This is a genomic window from Campylobacter sp. 2014D-0259, from assembly GCF_008000505.1.
In the GTDB taxonomy this organism is placed as follows: domain Bacteria; phylum Campylobacterota; class Campylobacteria; order Campylobacterales; family Campylobacteraceae; genus Campylobacter_D; species Campylobacter_D jejuni.
In genome coordinates, this window is sequence record NZ_VOAQ01000026.1 from 15,962 (window position 1) to 38,684 (window position 22,723).

Consider the following 22,723-nt stretch of genomic DNA (forward strand, 5'->3'; position numbering starts at 1 on the left):
AAAGCACTTTAATCACTCCACAACAAAAATTAAATTTACACTTTTCTTTATTTTACTCTAAACTTTCTATATTGAAACTTATATTAAAAAATATTTTTTAAAGTTTTAATTTTTTATGATTAAATTTATAAAAAAGATCACTTTGATGGGTTATAAATATATAAGAAATATTATTTTTTTGCTGATAGTCATATAAAAAAGTTAAAATTTCTTTAGAAGTTTTAATATCAAGTGCTGAAGTAATTTCATCTAAAATCAACAATTTAGGATTTAAAACCAAAGCACGGATAAGACCTACACGCGTGGCTTCTCCTCCACTTAACTCATAGGGTTTTTGTTTTAAAATTTGCTTTTTTAGACTAAAAAAATCAAAAAATTCTAAAATCAAATCATCATTCTTTTGTAAATTAAAATTTTCCAAACCATCTTGTATAAGATTTTTAATTTTTTTATAAGGGTTTAAAGCCATTTTTTGATCTTGAAAGCAATACTGAATTTGCTTTCTTAAAAGTCTTTGTTTGTTTTTATCAAGCTTGTGTAAGTTAAGATTTTCATACCATACCTCACCCTCACTTGGATCTTCTAAAAAACAAAGAATTCTAGCTAATGTGCTTTTACCCGCACCACTTTTACCCAAAATTATTAAATTGTCATTTTCATTTAAAGAAAAATTGATATTATCAAAAATAATATGTCTTTCTTTTTTTAAATACCAGTGCTTTTTAAGCTCATAAAACTTACTTAAATTACAAACTTTAAGCATTATAATACCTTAAAAACTCATTTAAGCTATATAAATTTGAACTATTTTTTTCTAGCATAAGAATTTCATCTGCTAAAGAATTTACCAAATTTAAATCATGAGTGATGCAAACTAAGGCTGTGGTATTTTTTAATTCTTCTAAAATCGATATGATCTTAGAAGCGTTTTCTTTATCCAAAGAAGCTGTGATTTCATCACAAATTAAAATTTGGGGTTGATTTAATAATGCCAAAGCTAGGCTCACCCTTCTTGCCATACCCAAACTTAATTCATTAGCATAAGAATGCCACAAACGATCAAGATTTTCAAATCCTAATTTTTGAAAATAAGAAAAAGCGTAATCTTTTCTTTCTTTTTGTTTTAATTTTGTATGAGTTTTTAAAACAAGATGACATAAATTTCCAATATCCAAATAAGGATAAAGACTAAGCTCTGCATCTTGCAAAACAAGTGCCACCTTAGAACGAAAATTTCTAAGTTCTTCTTTGTTAAAATTAAAAATGCAAGAATTATGAAAACTTAATTCATCAAAACTTATTGTGAAATTAGAATCTAAAAGTCTTACCAAAGCTTTTCCTAACAAACTTTTACCCACTCCACTTTGTCCTAGTATCATTAAAGTTTTACCTGTTTTTATATCTAAATTAATATCCTTAAGCAATAAATTATTCTTCAAACTGATATTTAAATTTCTTACCTTCAAGATCTTATACCCCAAATTTTTTGTAAAAAATTACCCAACCATAAAAGAGGTAAAAACAACAAAAGCAAGCTTAAAAGTGGAAAAAGTATCATCCACCAAGCGCCTATAAAAACTGCTTTTGAAGACTCACTCAAAAGAGTACCTAAAGTTGGAATTTCAAATCCTAAACCCAGTCCAAAAAAACTCAAAGTAGCTTCTGTGGCTATAGCATGAACGATATTAAATATAAAAAGTGTAAAAATCAGTGTTTTTAAAGCAGGTATTAAATCTTTAAAAAAAGCTCTAAATTTAGTTCTTCCAAGCACTATATTTGCTTTGTAAAAATCTAAATTTTCAAGTCTTTTTAATTCACTTTCTATAATTCTTGCTATGAAACACCAATGAATTAAAGCGATTAAAAAAATCATCAAAAACACATCAGAAGTTATCATACTTTGAAAAAACATCATAAGTAAAAAAGCAGGCAAGGCTAAAAAAAACTCTAAAATACGCATCCAAAAAACATAAAAAAAACATCGCGCTAAAAACAAATAGCACAAAGCAAAGATAATAGACAATAAAGATCCACCAACACCTATAATCAAAGAATTTCTCAAAGCAAAAAGCAAACGAGAAAACAAATCTCTGCCTAAAAAATCAGTCCCTAAAATATAAGTAAAATTAGGAGCTTGATGCAAATTTTCTAAATGAGTACTTAAAATATCAAAAGGAGTCAAAAAAGGTGCAAACAAGGCGCATAAAAACAAAAAAATTAAAGGCGCAAGAATGATAAGAAATTTAAACAAAATCAAGCCTTCTTAATCTAGGATTTAAAATCCTAGCTACAATATCACTTAAAAATGTAAAAAATGCCGCAAGCAAAACACTAAAAAATATAAGCGCAAGCACAACAGGATAATCTTTAAAAATAATACTTTTAAAAAGTAAAGACCCAAGCCCCTCGTAAGCAAAGACACTTTCTACCACATAAGTTCCCATCATAAAACTTAAAGCACTTCCCCCAAAATAAGCCACAATAGGACTTAAAGAATATTTCAAAACTAAAAAATAAATATCTTTCTCCCTTAAAGCCCTAGCGTATAAATTTTGAATAAAAATTTGAGAAAAACTTTCATTGATAAAATTTCTAGCAATCCTTAAAAATAACGCCAAATGTGATAAAACGAGCACCAAAACAGGCAAAATCAAATGCTCTAAACGATTTAAAAAATCATCTTCAAAGCCTATATCACTACTTCCCATAACAGGCAAAATTTTCCAAAAAATTCCAAAAATCAAAACAAACAATAAAGCCAAAACAAAAGGAGGTAAAGCAAAAAAATTAAAAGCTAAAAAAGTGATGATTTTATCTATAAAACTTTCTTTATAAGAATATCCCAAAAGTGCCAAAAAAACACTGAGTAAAAATAAAAGCATTAAGGCACTAAAACCCAAAATAAAAGTATTAAAAATTCTTTCTTTTATAAGCTTTAAAACACTTTCTCCACTTAAAAAAGAAACTCCTAAATCTCCTTTTAAAGCCTTAAAAAGCCAAATTTTATACTGCTCTAGCAAAGGCTTATCAAGCCCTAAATTTTGTTCTATTCTTTGAACAAATTCTTTACTTTGTGAATTAACTCCATTAGCATAAGCTATACTGCCTTTACTAAAATAAAGTAAAACAAAACATAAAAAAGTGCTAAAAAATGCTACGACAATACTAAAAACTAAGCGTTTTAGCACTATTTACTCCACTCATAAACATTCCAAGTAAAACCCACTCCATGATGACCTAAAGTCCTTGCTTTGATACCTTTTAAATCTTTATTATAAACCAAAGCAAAATCAAGATAGGCTAAAAAAATAAAAGGAGGATTTTCATACAAAGCATCTATAAAATCTTTATAATATTTTTTTCTCTCTTCTAAATTTAAAGTATTTCTTGCTTTTTGCAAGGCTATATCCACTTTTTTATCATGATAATGTCCAAAATTCCAACCCTCATCATTTAAAGCACTATCTTGCGAACTTTCAAATACCCTAAAAGTGTGAAAATCAGGATCTAAAGGACTTCCCCAGCCTATTAAAAAACTATCTACTTTAGAATAATCAAAACTTCCAGCAGGTTTAGCCACCACCTTGCTTACAACTCCTATTTTTCTAAATTCGCTTTGCAAAATTCCAGCTAAACTTACCCTTAAAGGATCATTACTCATCGCCCAAATTTCAAATTCTAAAATTTTCCCCTCTTTTTCAAAATTTCCATCTTTATTTTTCTTAAAACCTGCACTTACAAGCAAGTCCTCGGCTTTTTTAGGATCATATTTGTAAATTTTAAAATTCTTAGAATTTGCCCAAGAACGCTCTAAAGGGTGATTGGCTACAAAAGCATAATCATGTAAAAGATTTTTTACTATACTTTCTTTATCAACTGCGTAATTTAAAGCTTGTCTTACTTTCAAATCTTTTAAAAATTCATTATCAAAATTAAACATTAAAGCCCGATAATCAGCCGATTTTTCACGTAAAATTCCAAAATTTTCATCATTTTTAAAAATATTTAGCAAAGAAACATCGATTAAAGCTGCGTCTATCTTGCCATTTTTAAGCTGGGCACTAGCTATAGAAGGATCAAAAATGTGTTTTATAATAAGTCTTGGAGTTTTTACCTTATCAAGATAAAAATGTTCATTGGCTTTAAATTCAACATATTCACCTTTTTTCCATTTTACAAATTTATAAGGACCTGTACCTATAGGATTTTGATTAAAAGAGCTTGTGTTTAAATTCTCATTTTCAAGCAAATGTTTAGGAAGCATTCCTATGCTTAAAGCATCTAAAAATGCAGGATAAGGTTTAAAAAGTGTGATTTTTACATGAGAAGGATTTAAAATTTCCACACTTTTAATGTCTTCAAAATTGACATAAACAGAAGAATTGTTTTTAGGATTTTTAAAGGCTTCTATGCTAAATTTCACATCATCAGCACTAAATTTGACTCCATCATGCCATAAAACATCATCTCTTAAAAAAATATCATAAACAAGCCCGTCTTTACTAACATCCCAAGACTTAGCCAAATCAGGTTTTAAACTCATATTTTCATCAAAACGCGTAAGCCCTGAAAATACAAGATTAATCACTGCATCGTGATCCTCACTATAAGCAGGATTTATCCTTGCGATTTCATTTTCAACTGCTATAATAAGTGTATCTTTTGGGATTTTTGCTTCTAAATTCACAAACAACAACATTGCAAAAATTAAAAATCTCAACATAAAAAACCTTTTTATTTTAATAACGCACAAAATTATAAAACAAAAAAACTCAACTCGCAAGCCTATACGGGGGATAAAGTTATATTTTAGTTATAAATTTATATTTAAATACTATTTTAATAAATTTTTATCATTATATTATTCAAATTTTTATTTTTTGAAGTTAAATTCATAAACGAAAAATCCATTATAAAGCCTATATTTAGGAGTTTTAAAGTCTTAATTTTAATTGAATAAAATTATTATTTGTATTATAATCGCAATTACTTTTGTCACATAAATGTAAGGAGATAACATGGAACAAAATCGTAGAGATTTTTTAAAATGGAGTTCTTTGTTTGGCGGCTTAACCTTAAGTCCTATAAGTCTAAGTGCAAATTTATTAAAAACTCCACCATTGATCAGCAAATGGGCTGGATGTAATGTAAATTGCGGAACAAAATGTCCTGTAAAAGTGCATACTCAAGATGGAATTATTAAATATGTCAGTACTGATAATGAAGGTGATGATAGCTTTGATAATCGTCAAGCAAGAGCCTGTATTAGAGGTAGAAGCTCAAGATATAAAGTTTACAATGCAAATCGCTTAAAAAAACCATTAAAAAGAGTGGGGAAAAGAGGTGAAGGTAAATTTATGCCTATTTCTTGGGAACAAGCTTTTGATGAAATTTCTGCCAAAATGCAAGAAATTAAAGAAAAATACGGCAATGAAGCCTTTTATATAAATTATGCAACAGGAACAACAGGAACAATAATCAATCGCTGTACACAAGGTCCATGGGCTAGACTTTTAAGTCTTTATGGTGGTTATTTAAATTATCATAATTCTTATTCTACGGCTCAAATTTCAAATGCTATGAATTTTTTCTATGGTGGATCTCCTGCTAGCGATATATACACTTTACGCTCTGCAAAATTAGCTATATTTTTTGGAGCAAATCATGTTGAAACTAGAATGGGAGGTGGTGGAGTAGGCTATGCTTATCAAAAAGCCTTAGAAGAAAGCGGATGTAAAATAATTCACATTGACCCAAGATACAATGATTCTATGATAGGGCATTGCGATGAGTGGATACCTATAGCACCAGGAACCGATGCAGCTTTGATTGCTGCGCTAACTTATGTGATGATAAAAGAAGATTTACTTGATAGAACTTTTCTTGATAAATACACCATAGGCTTTAGCGAAAATACTCTGCCACAAGATGCAGCCAAAAACTCAAGCTATGAAAGCTATGTTTTAGGACTAAACGATGGAGTAGAAAAAACTCCTAATTGGGCTAGCAAGATTACAAAAATTCCAGCACGCCGCATAGTTCAACTTGCAAGAGAAATTGCCACCATAAAGCCTTGTTTTATAGAACAAGGTTGGGGAGTGCAAAGACATTCAAATGGAGAACAAAATGCAAGGGCGATAGCAACTCTAGCTTGTATTACAGGAAATATTGGCATAGAAGGCACAAATACAGGATGTCGAACAGGGTCAAGTAAAACATATGATATAATGGGTATGCCTTTTAAAAATCCAATAAAAGATTCTATTCCTTGTTTTTTATTTACAGACGCTATTTATCGCGGAAAAGAAATGACAGATATTAGTGATGGGGTGCGTGGCACAACACAATTAAAACAAAATATCAAATTTATTTTCAATACAGCAGGAAATTGTCTTACAAATCAGCACAGCACCATTAAAGAAGTGCATGATATTTTAAGCGATGAGAATTTGTGTGAGTGTATAGTAGATGTTAATGTAACTAGAACTCCGTCAAATAACTACGCAGATTATATCTTACCTGATGCAACTATGCTAGAGCAAGAAGATTTTATAAGACCTAGCGCAGGATATTATAGCAATAAGCCTTATATTATTTATTGTCAAAAAGCTATCGAGCCAGTTGGTGAAGCAAAACCTATTTATGAAATGTGTCTTGAACTTGCTAAAAGACTTAGCATAGAAAAAGAATTTAGCGAAGGAAGAACACAAAAAGATTGGCTAAAATACCTTTATGAAGAAAGTATGAAAAAAAATCCACTTTTGCCTAGTTTTGAAGAAATGTGCGAAAAAGGACTTGTAAAATTTGAGCCTGTAAAACCTGTAGTGGCATTACAAAGTTTTATAAAAGATCCTATCAATAATCCTTTAAAAACTCCTAGCGGAAAGATAGAAATTTATAGCACAAAACTCGCACAAATGCAAAAAACTTGGAAATTAAAAGAAGGACAACAAATAGTGCCTATTCCTGTTTTTGAAAGCCAAAGAGAAGGGATTTTGGATCCATTAAAACAAAAGTATCCTTTGCAATTTTTTGGCTATCACTACAAAGGTAGAACACATTCTAGCTTTTGGGAAATTCCACAAATTAGAGAAGCTAATCCACAAGAAATTTGGATAAATACCATAGATGCAGAGCAAAGAAGTATCAAAACGGGCGATGTGGTGCAAGTAAGAAATGACTTAGGAATCATACAAGGCATAGCAAAAGTTACTCCAAAAATCATACCAGGTTGTGCAGTAACCCCACAAGGTGCATGGGCAAAATATGAAAATGGTATCGATGTGGGAACTTGTGTGAATTCTTTGGCAAGTATAGTACCAACTGCTATTTCTAAAGGAAATGGACAACATTCTATTTTAGTTGAAATTGCAAAAGTTTAAGGAGAAAAAGATGAAATTAGAAGAAAATTCACAATTTGGTTTTATGCTAGATCAAAGCAAATGCGTAGGCTGTAGGACTTGCTCACTTTCTTGCAAGGATTATAAAAACATGCCTGTGGGAGTTAATTTTCGCCGTGTGTTTGAGACTGAAGGGGGAAATTGGACAGCTAAAGAAGATGGGAGTTTTGAGCAAAGTGTTTTTGCTTACTACACTTCTATTTCTTGCAATCATTGTTCTAATCCATCTTGTCTTAAAGCTTGTCCAACTGGTGCAACAATGAAAATAAAATGGGGAATAGTAGCAATCGATGATAGTATGTGTATAGGCTGCAAAGCTTGTGCTATGGCATGTCCTTATGGCGCACCTCAATTTAACCATGAAAGTGGTCATATGAGCAAATGCGATGGGTGTTATGAGAGATTAAAAGAAGGTAAAAATCCAATTTGCGTGGACTCTTGTCCTTTTAGAGCATTAAAAGCAGGCGATATAACAAAACTGAGAGAAGAACATGGAAATTTAGCCTCTATCACACCTTTACCTGATGCTTCTATCACGCATCCAAATTTATGTATAGTGCCTGAAAAACATAGTTTGCCTTCAGGTAATAAAAGTGCGATTTTTCATCTACCTCAAAACTACCAAGGAGTTAAAAATGACATCATTTAATCACATTTTAAGCGAAATGCCTTTGGTATTATTTACTATTTTAGCACAAGCTGTAATTGGACTTAGTTTGGTTTATGCACCTGCATTTATAAATGGTTGCAAAAATTATGCAAATTTAAAGTCTTTTGGATTAGCCTTAGGAATTGCAATGATGGTTGCTTTTATCCCTTCATTTTTTCATTTAAATGATATTACACATATTTTTAATGTATTAAATAGAATGGGTGTTTTTTATGCAAACAATGAATGGCACATAGGCTGGATGAATAATGAAATTTTATTTGTATCTCTTGTGTGTGCTTTGGGCTTTTTGCTTTATCTAAAAACTTCAAATTGGGTGTTTTATCTTACGCTAATATGTGGAATTTTAGGACTTTTCTTTATGAGTGGAGCTTATGGCTCCATGCAAGAAAGTGTACCTACTTGGGATTTTAAGATCACTTTGCTTTATTTTTTTGCTAGTGCTATATTTTTAGGTGCTATTGTTTATTATTGTTTTTTTGAAAATAGCGAACATGAAAGAAAAATGTCATTTTTTACAGGACTTATAGGCATAGGGCTTTTAAGCACTGCTATAGTTTTACAAACCCTACATGTAGGACAAACTTGGATTATGGGGCTTGTAAATCCTTTTGAACTTTTAGGTGGAACCTATGATTGGTTTATATCGCTTTCTTTTGCATTCTTAGGACTTGGGATTGTTACTTGGTATTTGCATAATTATTTACATGAAAAATTTAAAAGTAAATTTTTTGCTTATTTTGCCCTACTTTGTGCATTTTTAGGGGTGTTTACCACTAGAATGCTATTTTATGGACTTATAAGTACTCAAATCATGTTGGGACATTCTTGATGCAAAAATTGGCAATAGATATATTTATCAATTTTTTGCAAAATCCACCTAATCATTTTTTGCTAGAAAAACTTAAAAAAGAAGAATTCTGGCAAAATTGGTTTTTAAAAAATAATAGCAAATTACAATGCACCGCTTTAAAGCTTTTATCATCTTCAAACGAAGATGATAAATTAATAGCAAGTGATTTTACATCTTTGTTTTTAAGCGATGTTGATTATGTAAAAGCACCGCCTTTTGCTTCTTTTTATCTTGATGAAAATAAAGAAATTTATTCAGATAATTCTGATAAAGTTAAGCAAATTTTTGCGCAAAATAACTTTTTTTCTTTTTTTAATGAAGAACCTGCAGATAGCTTGATAAATGAATTATTATTTATTAGTTTTTTAATCAAAAAACAAGATGATATAACTTTGCAAAAATTCTTAAAAGAAGAATTTTTTACTTGGTTTAATATGTGGAGTTTTGATGTTATCAATAAAGCTAAAACACATTTTTATAAAGCATTAACAATGTTAATGCAAGATTTTTTCAATCAACTAAATACAAAATTTTAACACAGGTCAATTTTTTTCTCCTTTTTAAGATATAAAATATCTCTTTTACAACAAAAAGGAGAAATTATGACAAAAGAACAAATTCAAATCATCAAAGATTGTGTGCCTATTTTGCAAAAAAATGGAGAGGATTTAACCAATGAGTTTTATAAAATAATGTTTAATGATTATCCTGAGGTAAAACCTATGTTTAATATGGAAAAACAAATTTCAGGAGAACAACCAAAAGCTTTAGCGATGGCGATTTTAATGGCAGCCAAAAACATAGAAAATTTGGAAAATATGAGAAGCTTTGTTGATAAAGTTGCCATAACTCATGTTAATTTAGGGGTTAAAGAAGAGCATTATCCTATAGTTGGAGCTTGCCTTTTAAAGGCTATTAAAAATCTTTTAAATCCTGATGAAGCCACTCTTAAAGCTTGGGAAGTTGCTTATAGTAAAATTGCTGAATTTTATATCGATATAGAAAAAAAGCTCTATGATAAATAATATAAGCCCATTTTGGGCTTTAATCAAATTTTTCTACTAAATTTTTAGCTAATTCCTTTATATTCTCACCCTTTAATTCGCTGATTTCACCATTTTGAGCCAAGAAAATTCTATCAGCACTATCAAAATATGCATCATCATGTGTGATAGCAAAGATTGTTTTACCTTGCTCTTTTAGCAAAGGTAAAAGTTTTTTATAAAAAAATCTTCTAAAAACAGGATCTTGATCAGCCGCCCATTCATCAAGCACCAAAATATCCCTTTCTTCAAGCAAGGCTATAAGCATAGCTAAACGCTTTTTTTGCCCTGTAGAAAGTTTGGTTAAGGTCAGTTCATTATCTTTGACACTTGTTTTATCTTTAAGTTCTAAAAACTCCAACCAAAAAGCAATTTTTTCTTCGCTTGCAAAATTTTCTTTATTTAAGGTTTTAGTAAAAAGATGAAAATCGCTAAAAACAGCAGAAATAAGAGATCTATACTCATCTAACTTTTTATCATCTATAAGCGTATCATCAACATAAATTCCGCCTTTGCTTGGCTTAAAAAGTCCTGTCAAAAGCATACAAAAAGTGGATTTACCACTTCCATTTTTACCTATTAAAAATACCAATTCACCTTTTTTAAGTTCTATATTTACAGGATTTAAGTGAAAATTTTCTTCATAAGCAAATTGAGTATTTCTAAAAGAAATTTTTTTCCATTCGCTAATATAATGTGTTTTTTTAAAACCTTCTATATAATCATCTAATTCCAATTTTGCGATCTTATCTAAAGCAATTTTTGCCAAAAGCAAAGTAGGAAAAGATCCTATCATAGATACTAAAGGGGTTCGTAAAAACAAAATAGAAAGAGCTATAGTTGTAGCATCTGCAACACTTGCCCATTCAAATTTTAAAGCTAAGTAAAACTCTACACCCACTAAAGCCAAAAGAGTTACATTTGTCCAGTTGTTTGAGAGATTGTTAAAAAGATTGCCTAAAGTACTATTTTTCTTTTTCAATCTTGCATTATTTTCAAATTCATCTTCATAGTAAAGCTTGGCTCTGTCACGATTGATCAAAAGTTCTTTATGTCCATCTAGTATATTTTGGTAATTATTTTGCAAAGCATCATCATTTTCCCTTGCCTTTCTAAAATACTGATATACTTTCATCATCAAAAAATTATTAGTAATAAAAATAACCATAATCCATACCACACACAAAACAAAAATTTGTGGTGAAAGATAACATAAATAAACACTAGTGCATAAAATCAATATACTTGATTGTAAAAAATCAGGCAATCTTAAAAGCCCAAAAGATATATTTCTCACATCACTTCCCAAAGAAGCTAAAATTCTAGCCTTACCTACTTTAGCCACTCTTAACAAAGGGGTGTCTAAGATCTGCTTTACTACGCGCCTTTGCATTTTAAAAATAAAATTTTGTCCAAAAATACTAAGTCCAAGTTCAACTATGGTAGAACTTATAAAAAATATCAAAAGCAAAACAATAAAATAAAAAATAGGAATATTTTGTGCATTTTTAAGCAAATAATCATTGATAAAAACAAGAGTTAAAACTCCAACAGCACTTGTAATAAAAGAAAAAAGCAAAAAAGAAATCAACTTTAATTTATTTTGCTTAAGTAATTCGATAATAAAAGGCATTTATAAACTCCAAAATATAATTTTAATTATAACATTTTAAGAGTGATTATCAAAATTTTATTTTATCTTTTACTATAAAAACAGCACAAATAGCCAATAACGCTAAAAAAATCATATATATACTCATACCATATAAAAATGGATTTTCATTTTTACTCGCCAGTGTATTAAGCCAAAAAACGAGTTGCGGAGTAATACCGCCTGAAATTGCATAAGCAATATTATAAGAAAAAGAAATTCCTGAAAATCTTATTTTAGCTCTAAAAACTTCACTCATTAAAATAGGCGCAAACACATTAATCCCACCTAAAAAACAAACAATCGAATACAAAATACACACCAAAACCAAATTTTTAAGCTCATATAAAGCATAAAAATATAAAAAAGAAAAAAATACAAAAGTTAAAGAAAAGAAAATGCAAATTTTAAATAAACCAAATTTATCTACAAGATAACCCATAAAAGCCCCGCCTAAAGCTATTCCCAAAATTCCTAATATCTGTAAATAACTTCCTTCAACCCCACTTAAATTTAAAATACTAGGCATAAATTTAGGCATCAATAAAACAAGCACAATAACACAACCTGTTAAAACCCAAGTCATCATCATTGATGAAAATAAATTTTTTACAATATCCTTTTCTTTAAATAAATCTCTAAGTGGAAAAGAACTAAGTGATGATTCTTTTTTCATTTGTTTAAAAACAGGAGTTTCTTGCAAAAATCTACGCAAATAAATAGAAATAATCCCAAAAATTCCACCTACAAAAAAAGCAATACGCCATGCATAAGCAGCAATTTCTTCTATACTAAAAAAAGCATTAATGATTAAAAATACTATACTTCCTAACAAAATTCCTAAAGCCATAGCTGAATTTAAACAGCTTAAAAAGAAAGCTTTTTGTTTTTCTTGACAATGTTCTCTTACAAAAACCCAAGCTCCAGGCAATTCTCCACCTATAGCTATGCCTTGAAAAATTCTTATAAGTATCAATAAAACAGGAGCTAAAAACCCAAGAGTTTCATAACCTGGAATAAAAGCTAAGACAAAGGTAGGAAGAACCATTAGTAAAATACTTAGCATAAACATATTTTTACGCCCAAATTTATCTCCAAAATGTGCCATAACTATACCACCTAAAGGACGTGCTAAATATCCAGCTGCAAATGCTCCATAAGTATTTAATAAAGCCCAAAATTCACTCATATCTTTAGGAAAAAATACATTAGCTATATATTCAGCAAAAAAGACAAAAATAATAAAATCATAAAATTCTAAAGTTCCTCCTAGTGAAGAAAGTCCTAAGATCTTAATTTCCTTTGTTCCAAATTTTGATTTTCTCATTGATTAATTACCTTAAATTTTAAAAACATTGTTTTTATTATACTATAATCATTTCCAAAATATTATCTAAAAAATTTAAGGATAAAAAGGATAAATATGTTTAATTTTATAACCACCCTTTTAAAAACCAATCTTTATTTTTTAGAAGAAAAAACCACAAGCAAAAGTTCAAATCAAACCCATATAATCTCACTTAAACAATCTGATGATGAATTTTTAAATTTATTATTTTCTTTTTTAGTGCCGCAAAACGATGAAGATAAGAATTTTATAGAAAAAACTCGCACAAAAATCAAAAGAAATGAGCATAATATTGCTCTGATAAAAAATCCAAATTTTAATGCTTTAATAGACACAGGGTTTTTAGATACTATTGACACATTAAAAGAAAAATTGCATACCCACAAAACCGATTTTAAAGATATCACTCATATTATCTTAACACATGCACATCCTGATCATATAGGAGCTTTAATGAGCGAAGAAAATCTTTTTCCAAAAGCTCAAATTTTAATCGATAAAAAAGAATATGATTTTTGGATCAAAAGCGATAGACAAGAAATTAAAAACACCTTGCTTAAACTTAAAAATATAGAATTTATTAACCACTCTAAAGATTTGATCTTTCAAAATTCAGGCATTAAAGCCATACCTGCTTATGGACATACCCCAGGTCAAAATGCTATCATAATTGATGATAAAATAGTCTTTTGGGGAGATTTACTTCATCTTTATGATATACAAATCCCAAAACCTAAAATCGCTATAAAATTTGATATAGATCAAAATGAGGCTATACAAACAAGGGAAAAACTACTTAAAGAATTTAAAGAAAGAAAACTCAAAGTTATAGGGACTCATGTGCCTTTTATTGAGCCTAAATTTTTAGATTAATTACTTAAAAATTACTAAAAATTAAGTAAAAATTTTAATAATTTTTGCTAAAATTATAGCCTTTTTATTTCATGAAAGGAGAAAATTTTGGCAAAAGATGATGTAATTGAAATTGATGGCACCGTACTTGAAGCATTGCCTAATGCAAATTTCAAGGTTGAACTTGACAACAAACATGTAATTTTATGTCATATTGCAGGAAAAATGCGTATGCATTATATAAGAATAATGCCAGGTGATAAAGTAAAAGTAGAACTTACACCTTATAGCCTTGATAAAGGGCGTATAACTTTTAGATATAAATAATCTAAGTTATTTAAAAGCTAATTTTAGATAAAATTAGAGTTTTTGCGACAAATTACATCGAACTATATGAAGAAGTATTTTTAAAATCCACCACTTATTTTGAAAATAGTTGGTTATTCATAAAACCTGATGTAGTCGTAAATCAAGTGGAATTCATTCAAGGAGACGCTCATGAAAGTGAGACCATCGGTTAAAAAGATGTGCGACAAGTGCAAAGTAGTTCGCCGTAAAGGCGTGGTTCGCATTATTTGCGAAAATCCAAAACATAAACAAAGACAAGGATAAACATGGCTCGTATTGCAGGTGTGGATTTACCAAAGAAAAAAAGAATTGAGTATGGACTAACCTATATTTATGGTATAGGACTTTTCACTTCAAGAAAAATTCTAGATAAAGTAGGAATTTCTTATGATAAAAGAGTTCATGAGTTAAGTGAAGATGAAGCAGCAGCTATCCGTAAAGAAATTCAAGAAAACTATATGGTTGAAGGGGATTTGAGAAAACAAGTTGCTATGGATATTAAAGCACTTATGGATTTAGGAAGCTTTAGAGGTTTAAGACACAGAAAAGGCTTACCAGTTCGCGGACAAAAAACAAAAACAAACGCAAGAACTAGAAAAGGTAAGAGAAAAACTGTTGGTGCAAAATCATAAGGATAAATCATGGCAAAAAGAAAAATCGTAAAGAAAAAAGTAGTTAAAAAAAATATAGCAAAAGGTATTGTTTATATCAGTGCGACTTTTAACAATACTATGGTTACAGTAACTGATGAAATGGGAAATGCTATCGCTTGGAGTAGTGCAGGTGGTTTGGGATTTAAAGGTTCTAAAAAATCAACTCCTTATGCAGCACAACAAGCAGTAGAAGACGCTTTAAATAAAGCAAAAGAACACGGAATTAAAGAAGTAGGCATTAAAGTACAAGGACCAGGAAGCGGTAGAGAAACTGCTGTTAAGAGTGTAGGTGCTATGGAAGGAATCAAAGTAACTTTCTTAAAAGATATCACTCCATTAGCTCACAATGGTTGCAGACCGCCTAAGCGTCGTCGTGTCTAAGATATAAGAAAAATTTAGGAGAATATTATGGCAAGATATAGAGGACCAGTAGAAAAATTAGAAAGACGCTTTGGTGTTAGCTTAGCATTAAAAGGAGAAAGAAGACTAGCTGGCAAAAGTGCACTAGATAAACGCCCTTATGCACCAGGACAACACGGAGCAAGAAAAGGTAAAATTAGTGAGTATGGACTTCAATTAAGAGAAAAGCAAAAAGCTAAATTTATGTATGGAGTAAGCGAAAAGCAATTCCGTCGTTTATTTGCTGAAGCAGCAAGAAGAGAAGGAAATACAGGGGTATTACTTATCCAACTTTTAGAACAAAGATTAGACAATGTGGTATATAGAATGGGTTTTGCTACAACACGTCGTTTTGCAAGACAACTTGTAACACATGGACATGTTTTAGTAAATGGTAAAAGAGTGGATATTCCTAGCTTTAGAGTAGAAGCAGGTGCTAAAATCGAAATTATCGAAAAAAGCAAAAACAATCCACAAATAACAAGAGCTATCGAACTTACAGCACAAACTGGAATCGTTGCTTGGGTTGATGTTGAAAAAGATAAGAGATTTGGAATTTTCACAAGAAAACCTGAGAGAGAAGAAGTTGTCATTCCGGTTGAGGAAAGATTTATCGTTGAGCTTTACTCTAAGTAATAGGGGCTAAATATGAGAAATATTACAACATCTGCTTATACGCCAACAGAATTTACAATAGAAAACATTAGTGATACTGTGGCTAAAATCAGTGCTTGGCCTTTTGAGATCGGCTATGGAATCACCCTAGCCCATCCTTTACGCCGTTTGCTTTACACTAGCACCATAGGATATGCTCCAACTGCGATCCATATTGATGGCGTAGCTCATGAATTTGATAGCATGCGTGGTATGCTTGAAGATGTAGCACTTTTTATCATTAATCTAAAAAAACTACGCTTTAAAATTAAAGGCGAATCAAATAAAGAAATAGTAGAATTTAGCTTTAAAGGCTCAAAAGAAATTTACGGCAAAGATCTAAATAATGATCAAGTAGAAGTAGTAAATAAAGACGCCTATCTAGCAACTATCAACGAAGATGCTGAACTCAAATTCACATTAATCGTTGAAAAAGGTATTGGCTATGTACCAAGCGAAGAAATTAAAGAGCTTATAAATGATCCTAAATTTATAGCTTTAGATGCTTTCTTTACACCTGTAAGAGAAGCAACCTATGATATTGAAAAAGTTTTATTTGAAGATAATCCTGATTATGAAAAAGTGGTTTTAACCGTAACAACCGACGGACAAATCACTCCAAATGAAGCTTTTCAAAATGCTCTAGAAGCTATGTATAAACAATTATCAGTATTTGATAAAATTACCAATGTTAGAAGCGTAATTAAAAATCAAGCAACAAGCAATGAACTAGAAAATACTAAATTATTACAAAACATTACAGATTTAAATTTAAGTGCTAGAAGTTATAATTGTCTTGAAAAAGCAGGAGTAGTTTACATAGGTGAGCTTGCTTTGATGAGTGTAAGTGAACTTGCAGGGCTTAAGAATTTAGGTAAAAAATCTCTTGATGAAATTAAAAACATCATGGAAAGCATAGGTTTTCCTGTGGGAACTTCTAAGCTTAGCGATAATAAAGAAATACTTAAAAATAAAATCGCAGAATTAAAAGCACAAAACGAAGGATAAAGAATGAGACATAAACATGGATATAGAAAACTTGGCAGAACTTCATCTCATCGTGCTGCCTTATTAAAAAATTTAACTATAGCTTTAGTAAATAGCGGAAAAATCGAAACTACTCTACCAAAAGCTAAAGAATTAAGAGGTTATGTAGAAAGATTGATTACTAGAGCAAGACTTGGAGATTTTAACGCTCATAGAGCAGTTTTTGCTTCATTACAAGATAAAAATGCTACTAATAAGCTAGTAACTGAAATTGCTCCAAAATTCAAAGATCGCAATGGTGGATATACAAGAATCATCAAAACAAGAATTCGCCGTGGTGATGCTGCTGAAATGGCTTTCATCGAATTTGTAGCTTAATCAAATCCTAGCTTTTGCTAGGATTAATACTTCAATTAAATACCCTAAAAAATAAAAAGTTTTAAATAATTATTTTAAATAAAATTAAATTTATTTATTTTTCAAAACCCTTGCTAAAAATTCAACTACTTATGCTAATATTAAGTTTTTAATTTTTAATTTCAAGGATATGTTATGCAAGAAAACACTCGTTTACGCATTGCGATACAAAAATCAGGTAGACTTTCAAAAGAATCCATAGAGCTTCTTTCAGAATGTGGTGTTAAAATGCATATCCATGAACAAAGTTTGATCGCTTTTTCTACAAATTTACCCATAGATATTTTACGCGTTAGAGATGATGATATCCCTGGGCTTATTTTTGATGGTGTTGTAGATTTAGGTATTATAGGGGAAAATGTTTTAGAAGAAAATGAACTTGAACGCCAGTCTTTAGGAGAAAATCCAAGTTATAAGCTTTTAAAAAAGCTAGATTTTGGATATTGCCGTCTTTCTCTTGCCTTACCTCAAGAAAATAAATTTCAAAATTTGAAAGATTTTGAAGGCTTAAGGATAGCTACTTCTTATCCACAACTTTTAAAGCGTTTTATGAAAGAAAATGGGATTAATTATAAAAATTGTATGCTTACAGGTTCTGTTGAAGTAGCCCCTAGGGCAAATTTAGCCGATGCAATTTGCGATCTTGTTTCAAGTGGAGCAACTTTACAAGCAAATAATCTTAAAGAAGTTAAAGTCATTTATGAATCTCGTGCTTGTTTGATTCAAAAAGAAAATGCTTTAAGTAAAGAAAAACAAGCCTTAGTGGATAAAATTATGTTGCGTGTAGCAGGAGTAATGCAAGCAAGAGAATCTAAATACATTATGCTTCATGCTCCAAAAGAAAAGCTTGATAAAATTCAAGCTCTGCTTCCAGGAGTTGAAAGACCGACTATCTTACCTTTAGCACACGATGAAAAAAATGTAGCTTTACATATGGTAAGTAAAGAAAATCTTTTTTGGGAAACTATGGAGGCTTTAAAAGAAGAAGGTGCGAGTTCGATTTTAGTTCTGCCTATAGAAAAAATGTTAAAGTGAGTAAAAAATGCAAATTTTAGTATATGATAATTTAGATGAAAAACAAAAAGAAGAGGCGTTAAAACGCCCTGCTATAAGCGCGAAGGATGAAATTTCAAAAATAGTAAGCTCCATCGTTAAAGAAGTGCAAGAAAAAGGCGATGAAGCTTTGATAGAACAAGCTTTAAAATTTGATAAGGCTGAAATTTCTAATATTAAAATCACTCAAGAAGAAATTACTCAAGTAAGCAATCGTTTGGATAAAGATTTACAAGATGCTATTTTAGTAGCTTATGAAAATATCAAAAAATTCCACGAAGCCCAAATCCCACATGAAATCGCTCTTGAAACTACAAAAGGCGTTAAATGTGAGGTTTTAACACGCCCTATAGAAAAAGTAGGACTTTACATACCAGGGGGTTTAGCACCTTTGTTTTCAACGGTTTTAATGTTAGCTATCCCTGCAAAAATTGCAGGTTGTGAAAAAATCGTTTTAGCAAGTCCTGCAAAAATCAATGATGCCGTGCTTTTTTGTGCTAAACTTTGCGGCGTGGATGAAATTTATCAAATGGGTGGTGCAGGAGCTATAGCAGCTTTGGCTTATGGTACACAAAGTGTTTTAAAGGTGGATAAAATTTTTGGCCCAGGAAATGCCTTTGTAACCGAAGCAAAACGTCAAGTAAGTAGCGATATAAACGGAGCGACTATTGATATGCAAGCAGGACCTAGTGAAGTTTTAGTAATAGCTGATGATTTGGCTAATGAAAAATTTGTAGCTAGTGATTTGCTTTCACAAGCTGAACATGGTGCAGATTCTCAAGTGATTTTGGTGTGTTTAAGTCAAGATTTTGCTAAAAAAGCAAGTGATGAAGTCCAAAGTCAATTAGAACTTTTACCTCGCAAAGAACTTGCAAGCAAAAGTATTGCGAATTCACGCATTATCATAGCTAAAGATTTAAATCAAGCCTTAGAAATTTCAAATCTCTATGCCCCTGAACATTTAATCATACAAACTCAAAATCCACGAGAACTTTTAAAAGGTGTAAAACACGCAGGATCAGTATTTTTAGGAGCTTATTCTCCAGAGTCTATGGGTGATTATGCAAGTGGGACTAATCATGTTTTACCTACTTATGGACTTACTAAAACGCATTCTAGTTTAGGTTTGGCAGATTTTAGTAAAAGAATGACCGTTCAAGAGCTAAGCAAAGAAGGCTTTTTAGCTTTAGGTAAAAGTGTTGAAATTTTGGCACAAAATGAGCATTTAGACGCACACAAAAACGCTGTAACTTTTCGTTTAGAGAGCTTAAAATGAGTCAAAAAATCCTTTTTATAGATAGAGATGGCACTTTAATAGAGGAACCAAAAAGCGATTTTCAAATCGATACTCTTGAAAAATTGCGTTTTGAAAAAGATGCTATTCCTACTCTTTTAAAACTAAAAAATTTTGGATTTAAATTTATCATGGTAAGCAATCAAGATGGTCTTGGAACGCCGAGTTTTCCAAAGGAAAATTTTGAAATTGCTCATGAAAAAATGCTTGATATTTTAAAAAGTTGCGGTATAGAATTTCAAGATATTTTTATTTGTCCGCATTTTGAAAATGAAAATTGTGCTTGTAGAAAACCTAAAACCGCTATGTTAGAAGAGTATATCAAACACGAACTTTATGACAAGGAGCAAAGTTTTGTTATAGGAGATCGTGAGAGCGATATGATCTTAGCTTCAAATTTAGGTGTGCGTGGTTTAAGATACGGCGAACTTTCTTGGAAAGAAATAGAAAATGAAATTTTAAGTTCTTTTAGAAGTGCGAGTTATCAAAGAACTACCAAAGAAACAGATATAAAAGTAAAAGTGTGCTTAAATGGGGGCAAGGTTAGCATTAAAACAGGTATTGATTTTTTTGATCACATGTTAGAGCAAATCGCTGTACATGGAGGTATAGGGCTTGAAATTTCTTGCAAAGGGGATTTAGAAATCGATGAGCATCATAGCGTTGAAGATGTAGCCTTAGCACTTGGAGCTTGCATCAAAAAAGCCTTAGGGGATAAAATCGGCATTGCAAGATATGGTTTTGCTTTACCTATGGATGAGTGTTTGGCAAGTTGTGCGATGGATTTTTGCAATCGCCCTCATTTAGTCTATAAAGCCAAATTTAAAAAATCTCATTTAGGAGCTTTAAGCACAGAAATGATCGAGCACTTTTTTTATTCTTTAAGCTATGCTATGGGCGTGAGTTTGCATTTAAAAGTTAAAGGCAAAAATGATCATCATAAAGCTGAAGGGCTTTTCAAAGCCTTTGCAAAAGCTTTGAAAATGGCAGTAAAAATAGAAAGTGAAAATTTAGCCAGCTCTAAAGGAGTGATATGAAAATCATCATCATCGATACAGCCTGTGCGAATTTGGCATCTTTGAAATTTTGTCTGGATAGATTAGGTTTTAATGCAACTATCAGTAGGGATTTAAAAGAGCTTGAAAGTGCGGATAAGCTTTTTTTACCTGGAGTGGGTACCGCAAAAGAAGCGATGAAAAATTTAGAACAATTTAATCTTATTGATTTTATTAAAAATACCAAAAAACCTTTACTTGGTATTTGTTTAGGTATGCAAATTTTAGGAAATTTTTCTGAAGAATTAAATCAAGAAACCTTAAAACTTATAGATTTTACAACCCAAAAATTTAAAGCTAAAGAAGGCTTTACTTTTCCACATATGGGATGGAATCAAGTTCATAGCTCTCATGCTTTGTTTAAAGGCTTAGAAGGGGCTTATTTTTATTTTGTGCATAGTTATTGTGTAGGACTTGGAGAATATACTATAGCAGATTGTGAGTATTCGCAAAAATTTAGCGCAAGCGTAATGAAAGATAATTTTTACGGGGTGCAATTTCACCCTGAAAGAAGCAGTGAAGCGGGGGAAATTTTAATTTCAAATTTTATTAAGGATATAGGATGACTCAAATCATACCCGCACTCGATCTTATAGATGGCGAAGTGGTGCGTCTTGTAAAAGGGGATTATGAACAAAAAAAAGTATATAAATACAATCCCTTGGAAAAATTCAAAGAATACGAAAAAGCAGGAGCGAAAGAACTTCATCTTGTAGATCTTACAGGTGCAAAAGATCCTAGCAAAAGACAACTTGCTTTGATAGAAAAATTAGCCAAAGAAGTCAATGTCAATTTGCAAGTAGGCGGAGGCATACGCTCTAAAGAAGAAGTTAAAGCTTTGCTTGATTGTGGAGTAAAAAGAGTAGTTATAGGATCTATGGCGATTAAAGATGCGACTTTATGTCTTGAAATTTTAAAAGAATTTGGTAGCGAAGCTATAGTTTTAGCCTTAGATACGATTTTAAAAGAAGATTATGTTGTGGCTGTAAATGCTTGGCAAGAAGCAAGCGATAAAAAGCTTATGGAAGTTTTAGATTTTTATAGCAATAAAGGCTTAAAACACATACTTTGCACAGATATTTCAAAAGATGGCACCATGCAAGGAGTAAATGTAAGACTTTACAAACTTATCCATGAAATTTTTCCTAATATTTGCATTCAGGCAAGTGGTGGAGTAGCGAGCTTAAAAGACCTTGAAAACTTAAAAGGAATTTGTAGTGGGGTTATCGTAGGAAAAGCTTTATTAGACGGAGTTTTTAGCGTAGAAGAAGGAATAAGATGCTTACAAAACGCATAATTGCATGTTTAGATGTCAAAGATGGCAGAGTAGTAAAAGGAACACAATTTAAAAACCATAAAGATATGGGAGATATCATAGAGCTTGCTAGGTATTATTCTCAAAATGGTATTGATGAGCTTGTTTTTTATGATATTGCTGCAAGTGCTAGAAAAGAACGCATATCAAGAGAATGGGTAAGTGAAGTAGCAAAAAATATCAATATTCCTTTTTGTGTTGCAGGGGGTATTAAAAGCGAAGAAGATGCAGCTGAACTTTTGGCTAATGGGGCAGATAAAATTTCTATCAATTCTCCTGCTTTAAATGATCCAAGCCTAATCACACGCCTTGCTAAAAGCTTTGGCGTGCAATGCGTAGTAGTAGGGATTGATAGCTTCAAAGATGAAAATGGAAATTTAAAAGTATTTCAATACACAGGCGATGAAAAAACAAGCAAGCATAGTGGAAAAAGCACTTTAGAATGGGTTAAAGAAGTGCAAGATCTAGGTGCAGGCGAAATTGTTTTAAATATGATGAATCAAGATGGTGTTAAAAATGGCTGTGATTTAGAACAATTAAAAGCTGTATATAAAATTTGTAAAGTACCTTTGATCGCAAGTGGGGGAGCGGGAAAAATGGAGCATTTTTTAGAAGCTTTTAAACTAGGTATAGATGGGGCTTTAGCTGCTTCTGTTTTTCATCAAAAACTTATAGACATTAAAGAATTAAAAATTTATCTTAAAAATCAAGGTTTAAGTATAAGGATATAA

The 22,723-nt window shown here is 31.0% G+C and carries 26 protein-coding genes; 19 read left to right on the forward strand and 7 right to left on the reverse strand.

What is annotated here, in order from left to right; all coding sequences use genetic code 11:
- Window positions 1–97 precede the first annotated feature (97 nt).
- Genes SR63_RS07530 through SR63_RS07550 form a run of 5 tightly spaced genes read right to left on the reverse strand, consistent with a single transcriptional unit; the run spans window position 98 to window position 4,723 of the window.
- Window positions 98–763 (reverse strand): ATP-binding cassette domain-containing protein, encoded by a 666-nt coding sequence (locus SR63_RS07530; RefSeq protein WP_002876088.1) that lies wholly within the window; start codon window positions 761–763, stop codon window positions 98–100.
- Window positions 756–1,466 carry an ATP-binding cassette domain-containing protein gene (locus SR63_RS07535; protein WP_002866868.1) on the reverse strand — a complete coding sequence of 237 codons (711 nt, stop codon included), beginning with the start codon at window positions 1,464–1,466 and terminating at the stop codon, window positions 756–758. Before SR63_RS07535 ends, SR63_RS07530 begins: the two co-directional genes overlap by 8 nt.
- Entirely contained in the window at window positions 1,463–2,257 is a 795-nt protein-coding gene (locus SR63_RS07540; protein WP_126239108.1) for an ABC transporter permease, read from the reverse strand. The genes SR63_RS07535 and SR63_RS07540 overlap by 4 nt, the downstream gene beginning before the upstream one ends.
- Complete coding sequence (locus tag SR63_RS07545) at window positions 2,244–3,188, reverse strand: ABC transporter permease (protein WP_002877562.1); 945 nt, start codon at window positions 3,186–3,188, stop codon at window positions 2,244–2,246. Before SR63_RS07545 ends, SR63_RS07540 begins: the two co-directional genes overlap by 14 nt.
- Window positions 3,188–4,723 (reverse strand): ABC transporter substrate-binding protein, encoded by a 1,536-nt coding sequence (locus tag SR63_RS07550; protein WP_002877559.1) that lies wholly within the window; start codon window positions 4,721–4,723, stop codon window positions 3,188–3,190. Before SR63_RS07550 ends, SR63_RS07545 begins: the two co-directional genes overlap by 1 nt.
- Window positions 4,724–5,018: 295 nt before the next feature.
- Between SR63_RS07550 and SR63_RS07555 the strand changes: the two genes are divergently transcribed.
- The 5 genes from SR63_RS07555 to cgb all read left to right on the forward strand — a co-directional run bounded on the left by SR63_RS07555 (window position 5,019) and on the right by cgb (window position 9,948).
- The gene (locus SR63_RS07555) at window positions 5,019–7,382 is read left to right on the forward strand and encodes a DMSO/selenate family reductase complex A subunit (RefSeq protein WP_002866870.1); all 2,364 of its coding nucleotides are present in this window, start codon (window positions 5,019–5,021) and stop codon (window positions 7,380–7,382) included.
- A gap of 10 nt (window positions 7,383–7,392) precedes the next feature.
- Window positions 7,393–8,049, forward strand: coding sequence for a DMSO/selenate family reductase complex B subunit (locus SR63_RS07560; protein WP_002866871.1), 657 nt, complete (start codon window positions 7,393–7,395; stop codon window positions 8,047–8,049).
- A complete protein-coding gene (locus SR63_RS07565; protein WP_147498417.1) occupies window positions 8,036–8,902 on the forward strand; it encodes a dimethyl sulfoxide reductase anchor subunit family protein in 867 nt (288 codons plus the stop codon). Before SR63_RS07560 ends, SR63_RS07565 begins: the two co-directional genes overlap by 14 nt.
- Complete coding sequence (locus SR63_RS07570) at window positions 8,902–9,459, forward strand: molecular chaperone (protein ID WP_002877556.1); 558 nt, start codon at window positions 8,902–8,904, stop codon at window positions 9,457–9,459. Before SR63_RS07565 ends, SR63_RS07570 begins: the two co-directional genes overlap by 1 nt.
- Window positions 9,460–9,525: 66 nt before the next feature.
- Window positions 9,526–9,948, forward strand: coding sequence for a single-domain globin Cgb (gene cgb, locus SR63_RS07575; RefSeq protein ID WP_002866873.1), 423 nt, complete (start codon window positions 9,526–9,528; stop codon window positions 9,946–9,948).
- 19 nt (window positions 9,949–9,967) lie between these two features.
- Here cgb and SR63_RS07580 read toward each other — a convergent pair whose 3' ends face one another.
- Together SR63_RS07580 and SR63_RS07585 are read right to left on the reverse strand one after the other, a co-directional pair.
- Entirely contained in the window at window positions 9,968–11,599 is a 1,632-nt protein-coding gene (locus tag SR63_RS07580) for a multidrug ABC transporter permease/ATP-binding protein (RefSeq protein ID WP_002866874.1), read from the reverse strand.
- 49 nt (window positions 11,600–11,648) lie between these two features.
- Window positions 11,649–12,944: an MFS transporter gene (locus SR63_RS07585; protein WP_002866875.1), complete on the reverse strand. Its 1,296-nt coding sequence runs from the start codon at window positions 12,942–12,944 to the stop codon at window positions 11,649–11,651.
- Between the two features lie 96 nt (window positions 12,945–13,040).
- Between SR63_RS07585 and SR63_RS07590 the strand changes: the two genes are divergently transcribed.
- The 14 genes from SR63_RS07590 (at window position 13,041) to hisF (ending at window position 22,723) form a co-directional block, all read left to right on the forward strand.
- A complete protein-coding gene (locus SR63_RS07590; RefSeq protein ID WP_002866876.1) occupies window positions 13,041–13,838 on the forward strand; it encodes an MBL fold metallo-hydrolase in 798 nt (265 codons plus the stop codon).
- A gap of 87 nt (window positions 13,839–13,925) precedes the next feature.
- Window positions 13,926–14,144, forward strand: coding sequence for a translation initiation factor IF-1 (gene infA, locus SR63_RS07595; RefSeq protein ID WP_002781436.1), 219 nt, complete (start codon window positions 13,926–13,928; stop codon window positions 14,142–14,144).
- 171 nt (window positions 14,145–14,315) lie between these two features.
- Window positions 14,316–14,429, forward strand: a complete 114-nt coding sequence (gene rpmJ, locus SR63_RS07600) for a 50S ribosomal protein L36 (protein WP_002781429.1) — start codon at window positions 14,316–14,318, stop codon at window positions 14,427–14,429.
- Between the two features lie 2 nt (window positions 14,430–14,431).
- Entirely contained in the window at window positions 14,432–14,797 is a 366-nt protein-coding gene (gene rpsM, locus SR63_RS07605) for a 30S ribosomal protein S13 (protein ID WP_002800121.1), read from the forward strand.
- Window positions 14,798–14,806: 9 nt separating this feature from the next.
- Complete coding sequence (gene rpsK, locus SR63_RS07610; protein WP_002779544.1) at window positions 14,807–15,199, forward strand: 30S ribosomal protein S11; 393 nt, start codon at window positions 14,807–14,809, stop codon at window positions 15,197–15,199.
- Window positions 15,200–15,226: 27 nt separating this feature from the next.
- Window positions 15,227–15,853: a 30S ribosomal protein S4 gene (gene rpsD, locus SR63_RS07615; RefSeq protein ID WP_002856574.1), complete on the forward strand. Its 627-nt coding sequence runs from the start codon at window positions 15,227–15,229 to the stop codon at window positions 15,851–15,853.
- 12 nt (window positions 15,854–15,865) lie between these two features.
- On the forward strand, window positions 15,866–16,879 hold the full coding sequence (locus SR63_RS07620) for a DNA-directed RNA polymerase subunit alpha (protein ID WP_002855748.1): 1,014 nt from the start codon (window positions 15,866–15,868) through the stop codon (window positions 16,877–16,879).
- Window positions 16,880–16,882: 3 nt separating this feature from the next.
- Window positions 16,883–17,236: a 50S ribosomal protein L17 gene (gene rplQ / locus SR63_RS07625; RefSeq protein ID WP_002851332.1), complete on the forward strand. Its 354-nt coding sequence runs from the start codon at window positions 16,883–16,885 to the stop codon at window positions 17,234–17,236.
- 174 nt (window positions 17,237–17,410) lie between these two features.
- Window positions 17,411–18,310: an ATP phosphoribosyltransferase gene (gene hisG, locus SR63_RS07630; RefSeq protein ID WP_002866577.1), complete on the forward strand. Its 900-nt coding sequence runs from the start codon at window positions 17,411–17,413 to the stop codon at window positions 18,308–18,310.
- 7 nt (window positions 18,311–18,317) lie between these two features.
- Entirely contained in the window at window positions 18,318–19,604 is a 1,287-nt protein-coding gene (gene hisD, locus SR63_RS07635; protein WP_002866578.1) for a histidinol dehydrogenase, read from the forward strand.
- Window positions 19,601–20,659, forward strand: a complete 1,059-nt coding sequence (gene hisB / locus SR63_RS07640; RefSeq protein ID WP_002866579.1) for a bifunctional histidinol-phosphatase/imidazoleglycerol-phosphate dehydratase HisB — start codon at window positions 19,601–19,603, stop codon at window positions 20,657–20,659. The genes hisD and hisB overlap by 4 nt, the downstream gene beginning before the upstream one ends.
- On the forward strand, window positions 20,656–21,243 hold the full coding sequence (gene hisH, locus SR63_RS07645; RefSeq protein ID WP_002862245.1) for an imidazole glycerol phosphate synthase subunit HisH: 588 nt from the start codon (window positions 20,656–20,658) through the stop codon (window positions 21,241–21,243). Before hisB ends, hisH begins: the two co-directional genes overlap by 4 nt.
- The gene (gene hisA / locus SR63_RS07650; RefSeq protein ID WP_002866580.1) at window positions 21,240–21,974 is read left to right on the forward strand and encodes a 1-(5-phosphoribosyl)-5-[(5-phosphoribosylamino)methylideneamino]imidazole-4-carboxamide isomerase; all 735 of its coding nucleotides are present in this window, start codon (window positions 21,240–21,242) and stop codon (window positions 21,972–21,974) included. The genes hisH and hisA overlap by 4 nt, the downstream gene beginning before the upstream one ends.
- Window positions 21,956–22,723 (forward strand): imidazole glycerol phosphate synthase subunit HisF, encoded by a 768-nt coding sequence (hisF, locus tag SR63_RS07655; RefSeq protein ID WP_147498418.1) that lies wholly within the window; start codon window positions 21,956–21,958, stop codon window positions 22,721–22,723. Before hisA ends, hisF begins: the two co-directional genes overlap by 19 nt.